This window comes from Bradyrhizobium sp. MV1.5, assembly GCF_055807615.1.
Window position 1 is genome coordinate 1 of record NZ_JBVVPL010000001.1, and the last position, 12,190, is coordinate 12,190.

Here is a 12,190-nt window from a genome sequence, read left to right on the forward strand (position 1 = left end):
CCAAGCTCGCCGGCGGTGTCCACCGTCTCGACGGCCAGCTCATGGTCGTCCTCGACGTCGACCGCGTCCTCGAGCTCGCGCCCGAGATGATGGCGGCCTGATACGCCGGCACATCCGCCGACGTACCTGCAATCGGAAGTGCCCCCGCAAAAGGGGGGAGAAGCAGAGGTTCACATGCGAACTTGTCTCGTCGTTGATGATTCCAGCGTCATCCGCAAGGTTGCGCGCCGGATCCTGGAGGGCCTCGACTTCCAGATCCTCGAAGCCGAGGACGGTGAGAAGGCGCTGGAGGCCTGCAAGCGCGGCTTGCCCGATGCTGTGCTGCTCGACTGGAACATGCCGGTGATGGACGGCTACGAGTTCCTCGGCCATCTCCGGCGCATGCCCGGCGGCGACCAGCCCAAGGTGGTGTTCTGCACCACCGAGAACGACGTCGCCCATATCGCGCGCGCGCTGCACGCCGGCGCCAACGAATACATCATGAAGCCCTTCGACAAGGACATCGTGACGGCGAAATTCCAGGAAGTCGGCCTTATCTGAGCGATCGCCCGGAGGCTGAACGGCTCCTTCGGCGTTTGTTTTCAACTGACCGTTTCAGTCTGAGTTGGTGAGTAATGAGTGTTGCGTTCGCAGGTAACTCGACCCCGGGCTCGTCGCGGGAAGCCGGACCGTTGCGGGTGATGATCGTCGATGACTCCGTCGTCATTCGCGGGCTGATCTCGCGCTGGGTCGGTGCCGAGCACGACATGGAAGTCGCGGCCTCGCTGCGCACCGGGCTCGAGGCGGTCAACCAGATCGAACGCATCAACCCCGACGTTGCCGTGCTCGATATCGAAATGCCCGAGCTCGACGGCATCTCGGCGCTGCCGCAACTCCTGGCGAAGAAGCGCGATCTCGTCATCATCATGGCCTCGACGCTGACCCGCCGTAACGCTGAGATCAGCTTCAAGGCGCTGTCGCTCGGCGCGGCCGACTACATTCCGAAGCCGGAATCGACGCGCGAGGCGTCGGCTGCGGACATCTTCCACCACGACCTGATCCAGAAAATCCGCCACCTCGGCGCACGGCTGCGCCGCAAGGCCGCGGTCGCGAGCCCGCCGCTGGCGCCCGCAAGCCCGGCTCCGGCTGCACGTGGTCCGGTTGTCGCGCGGCCTGCGGCGGTTCCGGCTGTGCATGCGCCCTCGTCATCCTCGGTGCTGTCCACGCGTCCGTTCTCGACCCAGGCCCCGAAGGTGCTGCTGATCGGCTCATCGACCGGCGGTCCTCAGGCGCTGATGGCGCTCGTCGCCGAGCTCGGCCCCGTGATCGACCGCGTCCCGGTGCTGATTACCCAGCACATGCCGCCCACCTTCACCACCATTCTGGCCGAGCATCTGGCACGCACGAGCCGCAAGCCGGCAGCCGAGGCGGTCGATGGCGAGCCGGTGAAGCCGGGCCGCATCTATCTTGCGCCGGGCGGCAAGCACATGCGCGTCGTGCGGAGCGGCGCCGACGTGGCGATCGCGCTCGACGACGGCCCCGCGGTTAATTTCTGCAAGCCCGCGGTCGATCCGCTGTTCACCTCCGCCATCGACATCTGGCATGGCGCCATCCTCTCCGTGATCCTGACGGGCATGGGCTCGGATGGCATGCGCGGCGGCAAGGACATCGTCGCCGCCGGCGGCAGCGTGATCGCGCAGGACGAAGCCTCCAGCGTGGTCTGGGGCATGCCGGGCGCGGCGGCCAATGCCGGCATCTGCGCGGCGATCCTGCCGCTCAACCAGATCGGTGCGCGGGTCAACCGCCTGTTCGCGGGAGACCGCTCGTGACGCCGGTTGATTACGACTATCTGCGCAAATTCCTGAAAGAGCGCTCCGGCCTCGATCTCTCCCCGGACAAGCAGTATCTGGTCGAGAGCCGGCTCCTGCCGCTGGCCCGCAAGGCGAGCCTTGCCGGGATTCCCGATCTCGTGCTGAAGATCAGGAACGGCGACGGGCGGCTTGCGAGCGACGTGGTCGAAGCGATGACCACCAACGAGACCTTCTTCTACCGCGACAAGATCCCGTTCGATCATTTGCGCGAAACCATCCTGCCGGGGCTGCTTCGGGCGCGCGCGGCGCGCAAGTCGCTGCGCATCTGGTCGGCGGCGTCGTCGACGGGACAAGAGCCCTATTCGATCGCGATGTGCGTGAAGGAGATGGGCGCAGCCTTCGCCGGCTGGCGCATCGAAATCGTCGCCACCGATCTGTCGCAGGAGGTGCTGGAGAAATCCAAGGCCGGCGTCTACAGCCAGTTCGAGGTGCAGCGCGGCCTGCCGATCCAGCACCTGATGAAATACTTCACGCAAGCGGGTGAGGTCTGGCAGCTCAATGCCGACATCCGCGCCATGGTGCAGTTCCGCCAGCTCAATCTGTTGCAGGACTTCTCCCATCTCGGCACGTTCGACGTGATCTTCTGCCGCAACGTGCTGATCTATTTCGACCAGGACACCAAGGCCGTGATCTTCGAGCGTATGGCCAAGGTTTTGGAAGCCGACGGTACGCTGCTGTTGGGCGCCGCCGAATCCGTCGTCGGCATCACCGACGCGTTCCGGCCGCTTGCCGACCGTCGTGGCCTCTATCAGCTCAACCCGACGCGCTCCGGCCGTCCGATGGGCGGATTGATGCCGCCGTCGTTGAAGGTGGCAGCGGCGCGGTGAGACGCCTGGCCCGGGCCTATCAGCGCCGTGATCTTGCCGCGCGTTCGAAGCTGCTTTGCTTTAGGGGACCGATGTTAGGCCGATAGGCGTCGGCCCGCGCGGTGCCTGTCGCCGCCTGGTGGGCGATGTGACGCCGTCTGCTGTCGGAGTGGAAACGAAAAGGCCGCCACTGGGACGAAGCCGTGGCGGCTTTTTGCGTCGTGAGACGGGCCCTTACCGCCCCGCCCCAACGCGATTGACACCGCCATTTGCATTGCCACCTGCATTATGACGGACCGCTGCGCGCGCGACCGGACGAGGCTTGAGCACGACGCCTGCCCGGGCAACGCAACCCACCGGATATTCGACGTACTGGCAGTATACGACCGCGTTGGCTGGAGTTGAATTGAAAGTAAGACCTGCAAGCCCTAACAAGGCGCTCGCAGCAATCCCGGCAACAGTCGCTGACTTGATCGAAAGACGCTTTGTCGGATGCATGGCGGACCTCCCTTTTTCGTGCCTGCGGAACAGATGCACGGACGCCGTCTCAGGTGCGGCTGCGCGTAACGTGTGCACTCAATGATCGCTGACGTTGACATGGATCAATCGAGTGTCGCGAAGTCCACGGGACGAGAGTGCGGCGCACACTTGTCGGTGCAGCTCCCGGGCTCAGGTGGTAGGGGTGGGCTTACGCGCTGAGCCGGTACTGCTGAGCTCGAGGGTAACGAGCCTCGCCAGAAGGGTCGCCGGATAAAGCTGGCCGATCACGCTCTCGATGTTGCAGAGACTTCGTGCCAGCGGATGTACCGGAACGATGTCTCCATACCCGGTCGATGTCAGCGTGACAAAGCTCATATAAAAGAGCGATGCGGCGACTGATTGATCGTCCTCGAAAGTTATTCCCTTGATTGCGTCGGGAGCCGCCAGCCCTACAAACAGGAACAGCGTTGCAAAGGCCACCGCAATCAACAAGTACAGAAGGATCGCTCCGACAATTCGGTGATATGTAACGAGGCCTCGCCTGAACACGGCCTGAAGCACGACAACGCCTAACGTGCAGGCGATGACCAACCATGCACCGGCCAAGATGTGAAGGTGGTACGGTACAGGATAATAGATGCGAAGGAAGAATACGGCGACGTTCGAAACAAGCGCGAGCGACATCAGAACGAGGGCGGTTGGGCTGTTCGAGATGATCACCATGCTGACGATGATCGTCAGCAACAGACCATCGGCAAATAGATGAAAAGCGGTTATGCCCATTGCTTGTAGTGGAGCGAAGACAAAAATCAGCAATGCGAGCACTCCGGTCAGCACCGAGAGCAGCCAGTCGATGCGTTCTCCGCGCAACCGGCGCAGCTCGCTTATGGGCGTTCCCATCGATGGTCCTAACACCACCGGCACTGATCGCGCCGATCACACCTTCGCCTTTACAGTTCGAGACGAAAGCTCAACGTTGTTGACGTAGATCAACGGAGCGGCAGGTACCTGGAAACTGAAGTTGTCAGGCCGTCCCGCCCTCGTCGGATCCGCTGCTGTCCAAGACACCGATCCGCTCGGCAAGAGAGACCAGTTCGGCTAGCGACCGAACCTGCATTTTCTCCATCAAGCCGTGGCGGTGAGCTTTGATCGTGCGCTCTGTCGTTCCGAGCGTGTGGGCGATCTGCTTGTTGATTTTGCCCCGAACGACAAGGTCGAAGACCTGTCGCTCGCGCGGCGTCAATTTAGCGAGACGAGCACGAGCCATGTTCAGTATGTTCTGTAGGTCTCGTGACGATCGATGGTGTGCCAAGGCTCCGGCGATTGCGCGGAGAAGGTCCTCTGAGCTTACAGGCTTGCTCAGAAAATCCTGCGCACCCGCCTTTATGGTCCGCACAGTGATTGGAATGTCGCGATAGCCGGAGAGAAATATGATCGGCAATGTCGAGCCGAGTTCGCCCAATTGTTTTTGGAGGGCAGGGCCGTCCAAGTCAGGGATTTGCACATCGAGAAGGATGCAACTCGGAATGCAGTCGCTCGGCAGTCGGTCCAGCAACGCCTGCGCCGACGCATAGACGGTGACCTCGTAACCGGCGAGCCTTAAATGACGCTCCATGGCCGTCAGGAAAGACAGGTCGTCGTCAACGATATGCACGAGCCCCGGCACCGGTCCCCTCTCCGTTGCAGAGAGGCTACCGCGCTATTCGGGGCGCCTAAGTATCTTTGTGCGCCCTTTTAAGACATAGCTGATCTGTCGGTGCGAAAAGTCTCTATGCACTTTGTGCCACGCCGCCGCGGTGCCTGCCTTTGTCGATGCGCAAGCCGCGAATCCAACTGACGCTTTGAACTCGCGAATAGAACCCCTCATCCGGCGCTACGCGGCGACCTTCTTCCAGAAGGGAAGAAGGGTATCCCTCACAAGATCGCATGCGGCAGAAACCGCGAGCCGTTGCCGGTGATCGGGCTCTCGTCCTCGCGGATCGACAGCCCGCAGGGTTCGTGATCGACCAGCCAGCTTCCCACCACTGGATAGAAGTCTGAGAAGTTCGGCAGCGGCGCGAGCGCCTGCCGCACGAAACCTTCGGCGCCGTAGGGTCCCGCCTGCTCGTCGAGCGGCATTCCGCCTGATACCAGCGTGACATTGGCGCCTTCGCGCGACAGCAGCGGCTTGCGCACATAGGAGCTGCCGAGCTCGGCTGCCCGCGGATCGTCCTCGAAGAAGGCCGGCAGCAGATTGGGATGGTTCGGAAACATCTCCCAGAGCAGCGGCAGGATGCCCTTGTTGGAGAGCACCGCCTTCCACGGCGGTTCGATCCAGCGTGTCGGTGCGTCCTTGAGCTTTGCGCCGAAGCTGTCGTGGAACATCCATTCCCAGGGATAGAGCTTGAAGGCGAGCGCGATGTCGCGGTCGTCGAGATCGACGAAGCCGCCGGCATCATCGCGCCAGCCGATCGCCTCGATGTCGAGCAGCGTGGTCGTCAGCCCAGCCTGGCGCGCTGTGTCTTCGAGATAAGCGAGCGTGCCGGCGTCCTCCTCATTGCCCGTGGTGCCGGTGAGATGGACATGGCGGCTAGCGGCAATCTGCTTCCAGGCTTCGATCAGTCGTTCGTGGATGGAGTTGAACTGGTCGGCGCGCGACGGAATGATGCGCCGTTCGATCGCCTGTTCGAGCCAGGTCCATTGAAACACCGCGGCTTCGAAAATCGAGGTCGGCGTATCCGCATTGTATTCGAGCAGCTTTGCCGGTCCCTTGCCGTCGAATTTGAGATCGAGCCGGCCATAGAGGCTGCGGTCGTCGCGTGTCCAGCTCTCGGCGATCAAGCTCCAGAACGCGTCGGGTATCTTCAAGCGCTGCAGATGGCGCTCGTCGCCGATCACGCGTCCGGCAAGCTCCAGGCACATCGCGTCGATCTCGCCGGTCGGCGTCTCGATACCGCGCTCGATCTCGTCGAGCGTGAAGGCGTAGTAGGCCCGCTCGTCCCAATAGCGCTCGCCGTCGATAGTGTGGAAGGCAAAGCCGCATTGTTCGGCGGTCTGCCGCCAGTCGTCGCGCTCGGGGCAGACGATGCGTCGCATGGGTCAGCCGCCGCCAGAGAAGCCATGGCCAAACGAGCCGAAGCCGCCGCGGCTCACGCTGCCGGAGCCTGAATCGGACGACGTTCCGGACGAGGAATGGCTCGAGGAGTCGCTGCTGAAGAAGCTCGATCGCGACGACCAGCGCGAGCTGCCACCGCCGCCCGACGAGCTGCTTCTGCCGCTGCAGGCGGTGCTCGCCTGAACCGGCGGGGCTCCGGGGACCGTCGCCCCGGGGACGATCGCCCCGGCAGCAGAGGGCTCGCAATTCTGCCGCGGCATCAGCGTGTAGGCGGTGGTGCCGACCGCAATCGTGCCCATCACCAGCAGCGCGACACGGCCTGAGCGCTTCACCGGCTGCTGCGCGGGCGGCGGTCCGGCCGCCGGCCGGCGCTTGCCGAACTCCTTTTTGGCGGGCTTGTCGGCCATGTCAGTAAATCATGTCAGTAGATCATGCAGGCGGCGTTGAGCAGGCCCGCGGCAAGCGAGGACAGCCCGAGCCAGATCGCGGGCGCCAACTCACCGGCCGCGATCCGGGCCGGCAGGTTCGGCACCGGCACCCTCACCAGAAAGAGCACGATGATCTGCACGATCAGCGCGATGACCGCCCAGATCAGGCAATCCAGCACATTGGCCGAATGCGCGATCGCGCTGACCAGCGGTGCGACGAAGCCGAGCAGGCTGAGGCCGAGTGCGATCGCCGCGGCCGGCTCGTTGTCGCGGATCAGCTGAAATTCGTTGTACGGCGTGATGCGGGTGTAGACGAACAGGTACGTCACGATCGCGATCAGCCCGGTGCAGAAATAGACCAGGAAGGCGGGCAGGCCGGCGAGTGATTGCAGGATCATCGTTCCCCCATCGTGCAGCGATCATTCGTCGGCGGGGGAAGGATAGCGGTTCAACGGCGGCAGGACGATGAGGCCGCGTTCGCATCCCCAAAAACAAAACCCCGCCATTTGCGGCGGGGTCCAGGCTGGGAGGAGAAGCGAGCCCGACGGGCTCGCGTCAGAAACAGGATCAGGCGGGAATGCGCTCTTCGACCTCGTGCGGCTCGCGCAGCACGTAGCCGCGGCCCCACACGGTCTCGATGAAGTTGCGGCCTTCCGAGGCATTCGCGAGCTTCTTGCGGAGCTTGCAGATGAAGACGTCGATGATCTTCAGCTCGGGCTCGTCCATGCCGCCATAGAGGTGGTTGAGGAACATTTCCTTGGTGAGGGTCGTGCCCTTGCGGAGCGAGAGCAGCTCCAGCATCTGGTATTCCTTGCCGGTCAGATGCACGCGCTGGCCGCCGACTTCCACCGTCTTGGTGTCGAGGTTGACGACGAGGTCGCCGGTCTGGATCACCGACTGGGCATGGCCCTTGGAGCGGCGCACGATCGCGTGGATGCGGGCAACCAGCTCGTCCTTGTGGAAGGGCTTGGTCATGTAGTCGTCGGCGCCGACGCCGAGACCCTTGACCTTGTCCTCGATGCCGGCAAGGCCGGAGAGGATCAGAATGGGTGTCTTGATCTTGGAGACCCGGAGCTGCTTGAGCACGTCGTAGCCGGACATGTCGGGCAGGTTGAGGTCGAGAAGGATAATGTCGTAATCGTATAATTTACCGAGATCGACGCCTTCTTCCCCCAAATCGGTCGTGTAGACGTTGAAGCTCTCAGACTTCAACATCAGCTCGATCGACTGCGCGACGGCGCTGTCATCTTCAATCAGCAAAACGCGCATGCCAGTTCCCCATAGTCGCCGCTCCTGGGCGTCAGGTCGGCCGCATTCGCGGCACACAACAAAACGCCTTTGAACAACTGATTCGGATCCTGACAACAGATGGTTAACAAATTCTGATTCTGGAACGCAAGCCCTGTAGATGCAATTTTCGTCGAATCGCCCTAAGGTCTTGTGTGCGAAGCAGCTTTCGTTATTCCCTTGCGTTCAAGTTCCACTTTAAGAGACGGGCCTAACCGACTCCCGCGACTCAGCCTTCTTCTGAAGGGGAGTCACGCTCAGTCACAAAGACAGTGACGCAATGATTAACGATGCGGGTAAACACGAAGTTAAGCGCCGTTCAGAAATATGGCGAAACTTAAGGTATTCGCCACGAAGCCCGGGATTATGAAGGCGATCACCTCATGAAGGCCCTCTTATGAAGGCTCTTGCCGAACAGATCGGCGACATTGACGGCATCAATATTTATGGCCGTGTGGTCGGCGTGCGCGGCCTGATGGTCGAGGTGGCCGGCCCGATCCATGCGATGTCGGTCGGCGCGCGGCTCGTGATCGAGACCGGCGGCAACCGTTCCATCCCCTGCGAGGTGATCGGCTTCTCCGGCAACAATGCCGTCGTGATGCCGTTCGCCGGCCTCGACGGCGTGCGGCGCGGCTGCAAGGCCGTCATCGCCAATGCCGCAAATCAGGTGCGGCCTTGCGCGGCCTGGCTCGGCCGCGTCGTCAATGCGCTGGGGGAGCCGATCGACGGCAAGGGGCCGCTGCCGCAGGGCTCGGCGCCGATGCCGTACCGCAATTCGCCGCCGCCGGCGCACTCGCGCAAGCGCGTCGGCGCGCCGCTCGATCTCGGCGTGCGCGCGATGAACACGTTCCTGACCTGCTGCCGCGGCCAGCGCATGGGCATCTTCGCAGGCTCCGGCGTCGGCAAGTCGGTGCTGCTGTCGATGCTGGCGCGCAACGTCGATGCTGCCGTCAGCGTCATCGGGCTGATCGGCGAACGCGGCCGCGAGGTGCAGGAATTCCTGCAGGACGACCTCGGCGAGGAAGGCCTGGCGCGTTCCGTCGTCGTGGTCGCGACCTCCGACGAGCCGGCGCTGATGCGCCGCCAGGCCGCGTATCTGACGCTCGCGATCGCCGAATATTTTCGCGACGAGGAGCAGGACGTCCTTTGCCTGATGGATTCGGTGACGCGCTTTGCCATGGCCCAGCGCGAGATCGGCCTGTCCGCGGGCGAGCCGCCAACCGCCAAGGGCTACACGCCGACCGTGTTCACCGAGCTGCCGAAGCTTCTGGAGCGCGCCGGTCCGGGCCTGGGGGAGGGCGCCATCACCGCGATCTTCACGGTGCTGGTCGATGGCGACGACCATAACGAGCCGATCGCGGATGCCGTCCGCGGCATCCTCGACGGCCACATCGTGATGCAGCGCTCGATCGCCGAGCGCGGCCGCTACCCCGCCATCAACATCCTCAAATCCGTCTCCCGCACCATGCCGAAATCGGCCGACCCGCAGTTCTGGCCGACCATCCAGAAGGCGCGGGCGGTGATGGCGACCTATGCCGACATGGAGGAATTGATCCGTCTGGGCGCCTACCGCGCCGGCTCCAGCCCCGAGGTCGACGAGGCGATCCGCCTGCACGAGCCGCTGGAGGCGTTCCTGCGCCAGCGCAAGGACGAAAATGCATCGCTGGCGGACGGCTACCGCCAGTTGGCGCAAATCCTCGGCAATTTGGAAACGGAACGCTAACTTTGTCCCGTCATCATCCCATCCCACAGAGTAGCAGAGCCGGTTTTGGCCCCAGTCGGGCCTGTGGGGAGACCGGTGTTGTCCCACGCGCAGCCAAGGGACTTCTGGGGAGTACGAGTCGATGAAGTCACGTGATACCCTCATCCGCCTGAAGAAATTTCAGGTCGACGAGAAGCGCCGCCGGGTCACCCAGATCGAGACCATGATCGCCGATTTCCAGCGGATGTCGACGGATCTTGAACGCGAGATCTCGACCGAGCAGGAGCGCGCCGGGATCAACGATCCCTCGCACTTCGCCTATCCAACCTATGCCAAGGCTGCCATCCAGCGTCGCGAGAACCTGACCCGCTCGGCCGACGAGCTGAAGGGCCAGCTCGACGAAGCCAAGGCCGCGCTGGCCGAAGCCTTCGAGGAGCTGAAGAAGGTCGAGCTCCTCGACGAGCGCGATCAGGCCCGCGAACGCGCCGAGGAAAACGCCCGCGAGCAGGCCGATCTCGACAGCATCGGCCTGATGCGTGCCCGCATGGGCGCCGTCGCCTGAGACGCTAGCCGCCAGACCTGCGAGAATTTGCAGAACCCGGACCCCCTAGGTCCGGGTTTTCGCATGTGCTGTCCACAGAGTGGCGCCGCGCCCCCTTGGTGGTCGGCTTTGTCGCGCGCTATGGTGGCGGAGTGCCAGGGCCTGCGCGGAACGCGACGGGCCGCGCATCGGGGGGCTGAATGCTGACGCCAGCAGAGCTGGTCGGGCTGATTGGGGCGGTAGCGCAGGGCGATCAGGCCGCGTTCGAGCGCCTCTACGTCGCCACGCGCGCGAAACTCTATGGCATCGTGCTCCGTATCTTGCGCCGACAGGATCTCGCAGAGGAGGTCATTCAGGAGACCTACGTCAAGATCTGGAACAGCGCCGGCCAGTTCAATCCCGCTCTCGCGTCGCCGATCACATGGATGGCGTCGATCGCGCGCAACCGCGCCATCGACATCGTGCGCAAGAAGACGGAAGTCTCGATCGAGGAAGAGCCGCAGGCGATGGACGTCGCAAGCGACAGCCCCGATCCGCTGGCGCGGAGGGAGATGACCGAGGAATTGAAGCGGCTGCTGGAATGTATCGGCCGGCTCGAGCCGGACCGTCAGAGGCTCGTGCTTCTCGCCTATTACAACGGCTGGAGTCGCGAGCAATTGGCGGAGAAATTCGCGGCGCCCGTCAACACGGTGAAGACGTGGCTCCGGCGCAGCATGATGGATATTCGCGAATGTCTCGGGCTATGAGATTCGGGCTACGGGAGCTCCTACGGTGAGGGTGGGTCTGGACCGCAATTGATGGCCTATACGGAGGACCATATCGCGCTCGCCGCGGAATATGCGCTCGGTACGCTCGACGCCGGCGAGCGCGCGCAGGTCGAGACCATGATCGCGGTGGACAAGGCGTTCGCCGATGTCGTGCAGGCGTGGGCATTCCGGCTCGGCGTCCTCAACCAGATGGTAGGCTCGATCGAGCCGCGTCCGATCGTGTGGGAGAACATCAGGTCCGAGCTCGCGCGGACGGCCTTTGCGCAGGAGCCGCCAGCGCTGCCGGACGCAGCGCCGCCGCCACCCGTGCCGGAGTTTTCCCCGCCCGACACCCTGCCTCCGCCGGTGCCGTCGGAGACTATGCAGCAACCGGCGCCGCAGCCTCCCGAAGCGGAGCAGCCCGACCCGGCGCGACTTGAATCCGATGCGCTTCCCGATGTCGTGCCGATCTTCATGCCGCAGGTCCACGCGCCGGACCCGGAGGTCGTGCGTGCGCCACCGCCGCCGGTCGCCGACAACAGCAACGTGATCCGGCTCGAGCGCCGCGTGAAGCGCTGGCGCACCATCGCATCCGCCGTCGGTGCGCTCGCGGCCGCGCTGCTCGTGACGCTGTCGCTGCAGATCTTCCAGCCCGAGGCGCTGCCGGGCGGCTTGCGACCGGCGCCGCGCATCCAGACTGTCCAGGTGAAGACACCGGCGCCGCCTCCGGTGTCGTCGCAATATGTCGCGCTGTTGCAGGGCCAGGGCGGAGGTCCCGCCTTCATCCTCACCATCGACGGTGCGACCAAGAATTTTACCGTGCGCAAGGTCGGCGCGACACCGGAGCCCGGCAAGAGTTTCGAGCTCTGGCTGATCTCCGACAAGCTGCCGCGCCCGCGCTCGCTGGGTGTGATCGGCGCCGGCGATTTCACCGCACGACCGGTGCTCGGCTCGTACGATGCCGACGTCGTCAACGGCGCGACCTACGCCGTCACGCTCGAGCAGGCGGGCGGTTCGCCCAACGGCCAGCCGACCTCGGCGCCGGTATTTTCCGGCAAGCTGATCGAAACCGTGCCGCCGTCCCAGCCGCAGGCGCCCGCCAAGAAGTAGACGTCGTAGCCCGGATGGAGCGCAGCGCAATCCGGGACCGCTGCCCCCCCAAAACCGGCGGCGCGAGGGGGGGTCAAACCGCTGAAATCGAGGGCCCCCGCCCACCCCCCGCCGGCAAAAACCCAAAAACCAGACAACGACCCCCC

The 12,190-nt window shown here is 63.9% G+C and carries 14 protein-coding genes and 1 pseudogene; 8 read left to right on the forward strand and 7 right to left on the reverse strand.

Translation table 11 applies throughout. The annotated features are described in order from the left end of the window. From AC0L2J_RS00005 to AC0L2J_RS00020, 4 genes and pseudogenes are all read left to right on the forward strand, one after another. Positions 1–101, forward strand: a pseudogene (locus AC0L2J_RS00005) (chemotaxis protein CheW); the annotation flags it as partial. Between the two features lie 73 nt (positions 102–174). Further along, positions 175–540 carry a response regulator gene (locus AC0L2J_RS00010; protein WP_007600538.1) on the forward strand — a complete coding sequence of 122 codons (366 nt, stop codon included), beginning with the start codon at positions 175–177 and terminating at the stop codon, positions 538–540. 74 nt (positions 541–614) lie between these two features. After that, positions 615–1,808 (forward strand): protein-glutamate methylesterase/protein-glutamine glutaminase, encoded by a 1,194-nt coding sequence (locus AC0L2J_RS00015; protein ID WP_473251437.1) that lies wholly within the window; start codon positions 615–617, stop codon positions 1,806–1,808. Continuing rightward, on the forward strand, positions 1,805–2,677 hold the full coding sequence (locus tag AC0L2J_RS00020) for a CheR family methyltransferase (protein ID WP_007606281.1): 873 nt from the start codon (positions 1,805–1,807) through the stop codon (positions 2,675–2,677). The genes AC0L2J_RS00015 and AC0L2J_RS00020 overlap by 4 nt, the downstream gene beginning before the upstream one ends. 213 nt (positions 2,678–2,890) lie before the next feature. Here the strand turns inward: AC0L2J_RS00020 and AC0L2J_RS00025 are convergent, their stop codons facing one another. From AC0L2J_RS00025 to ctrA, 7 genes are all read right to left on the reverse strand, one after another. Then, positions 2,891–3,154, reverse strand: a complete 264-nt coding sequence (locus AC0L2J_RS00025; RefSeq protein ID WP_473386322.1) for a hypothetical protein — start codon at positions 3,152–3,154, stop codon at positions 2,891–2,893. 171 nt (positions 3,155–3,325) lie between these two features. Further along, a complete protein-coding gene (locus AC0L2J_RS00030) occupies positions 3,326–4,036 on the reverse strand; it encodes an ion channel (protein ID WP_473386324.1) in 711 nt (236 codons plus the stop codon). A 124-nt stretch (positions 4,037–4,160) separates the two neighbouring features. Continuing rightward, positions 4,161–4,802, reverse strand: a complete 642-nt coding sequence (locus tag AC0L2J_RS00035) for a response regulator transcription factor (protein ID WP_473386326.1) — start codon at positions 4,800–4,802, stop codon at positions 4,161–4,163. Positions 4,803–5,050: 248 nt separating this feature from the next. Beyond that, a complete protein-coding gene (locus AC0L2J_RS00040) occupies positions 5,051–6,211 on the reverse strand; it encodes a glutathionylspermidine synthase family protein (protein WP_473386328.1) in 1,161 nt (386 codons plus the stop codon). Positions 6,212–6,214: 3 nt separating this feature from the next. Further along, positions 6,215–6,637 (reverse strand): hypothetical protein, encoded by a 423-nt coding sequence (locus tag AC0L2J_RS00045; RefSeq protein ID WP_473386330.1) that lies wholly within the window; start codon positions 6,635–6,637, stop codon positions 6,215–6,217. 14 nt (positions 6,638–6,651) lie between these two features. Beyond that, positions 6,652–7,056, reverse strand: coding sequence for a DUF350 domain-containing protein (locus AC0L2J_RS00050; RefSeq protein WP_027568203.1), 405 nt, complete (start codon positions 7,054–7,056; stop codon positions 6,652–6,654). A 169-nt stretch (positions 7,057–7,225) separates the two neighbouring features. Next, positions 7,226–7,927 (reverse strand): response regulator transcription factor CtrA, encoded by a 702-nt coding sequence (ctrA, locus tag AC0L2J_RS00055; RefSeq protein ID WP_007600544.1) that lies wholly within the window; start codon positions 7,925–7,927, stop codon positions 7,226–7,228. Positions 7,928–8,342: 415 nt separating this feature from the next. Between ctrA and fliI the strand changes: the two genes are divergently transcribed. The 4 genes from fliI to AC0L2J_RS00075 all read left to right on the forward strand — a co-directional run bounded on the left by fliI (position 8,343) and on the right by AC0L2J_RS00075 (position 12,044). Next, positions 8,343–9,668, forward strand: coding sequence for a flagellar protein export ATPase FliI (gene fliI / locus AC0L2J_RS00060; RefSeq protein WP_473386332.1), 1,326 nt, complete (start codon positions 8,343–8,345; stop codon positions 9,666–9,668). A gap of 121 nt (positions 9,669–9,789) precedes the next feature. Next, positions 9,790–10,209 carry a flagellar export protein FliJ gene (fliJ, locus tag AC0L2J_RS00065; RefSeq protein ID WP_007606301.1) on the forward strand — a complete coding sequence of 140 codons (420 nt, stop codon included), beginning with the start codon at positions 9,790–9,792 and terminating at the stop codon, positions 10,207–10,209. A gap of 179 nt (positions 10,210–10,388) precedes the next feature. After that, positions 10,389–10,934 (forward strand): sigma-70 family RNA polymerase sigma factor, encoded by a 546-nt coding sequence (locus AC0L2J_RS00070; protein WP_473386334.1) that lies wholly within the window; start codon positions 10,389–10,391, stop codon positions 10,932–10,934. Positions 10,935–10,985: 51 nt separating this feature from the next. Further along, complete coding sequence (locus AC0L2J_RS00075; RefSeq protein WP_473251444.1) at positions 10,986–12,044, forward strand: anti-sigma factor; 1,059 nt, start codon at positions 10,986–10,988, stop codon at positions 12,042–12,044. Positions 12,045–12,190: the final 146 nt, after the last annotated feature.

Bases quoted from the DNA above. Each gene is read 5' to 3' on its own strand.
- fliI (WP_473386332.1), top strand. From the start codon at position 8,343: ATGAAGGCTCTTGCCGAACAGATCGGCGACATTGACGGCATCAATATT.
- AC0L2J_RS00025 (WP_473386322.1), bottom strand. From the start codon at position 3,154: ATGCATCCGACAAAGCGTCTTTCGATCAAGTCAGCGACTGTTGCCGGG.
- AC0L2J_RS00030 (WP_473386324.1), bottom strand. From the start codon at position 4,036: ATGGGAACGCCCATAAGCGAGCTGCGCCGGTTGCGCGGAGAACGCATC.
- AC0L2J_RS00075 (WP_473251444.1), top strand. From the start codon at position 10,986: ATGGCCTATACGGAGGACCATATCGCGCTCGCCGCGGAATATGCGCTC.
- ctrA (WP_007600544.1), bottom strand. From the start codon at position 7,927: ATGCGCGTTTTGCTGATTGAAGATGACAGCGCCGTCGCGCAGTCGATC.
- fliJ (WP_007606301.1), top strand. From the start codon at position 9,790: ATGAAGTCACGTGATACCCTCATCCGCCTGAAGAAATTTCAGGTCGAC.
- AC0L2J_RS00010 (WP_007600538.1), top strand. From the start codon at position 175: ATGCGAACTTGTCTCGTCGTTGATGATTCCAGCGTCATCCGCAAGGTT.
- AC0L2J_RS00070 (WP_473386334.1), top strand. From the start codon at position 10,389: ATGCTGACGCCAGCAGAGCTGGTCGGGCTGATTGGGGCGGTAGCGCAG.
- AC0L2J_RS00015 (WP_473251437.1), top strand. From the start codon at position 615: ATGAGTGTTGCGTTCGCAGGTAACTCGACCCCGGGCTCGTCGCGGGAA.
- AC0L2J_RS00050 (WP_027568203.1), bottom strand. From the start codon at position 7,056: ATGATCCTGCAATCACTCGCCGGCCTGCCCGCCTTCCTGGTCTATTTC.
- AC0L2J_RS00040 (WP_473386328.1), bottom strand. From the start codon at position 6,211: ATGCGACGCATCGTCTGCCCCGAGCGCGACGACTGGCGGCAGACCGCC.
- AC0L2J_RS00045 (WP_473386330.1), bottom strand. From the start codon at position 6,637: ATGGCCGACAAGCCCGCCAAAAAGGAGTTCGGCAAGCGCCGGCCGGCG.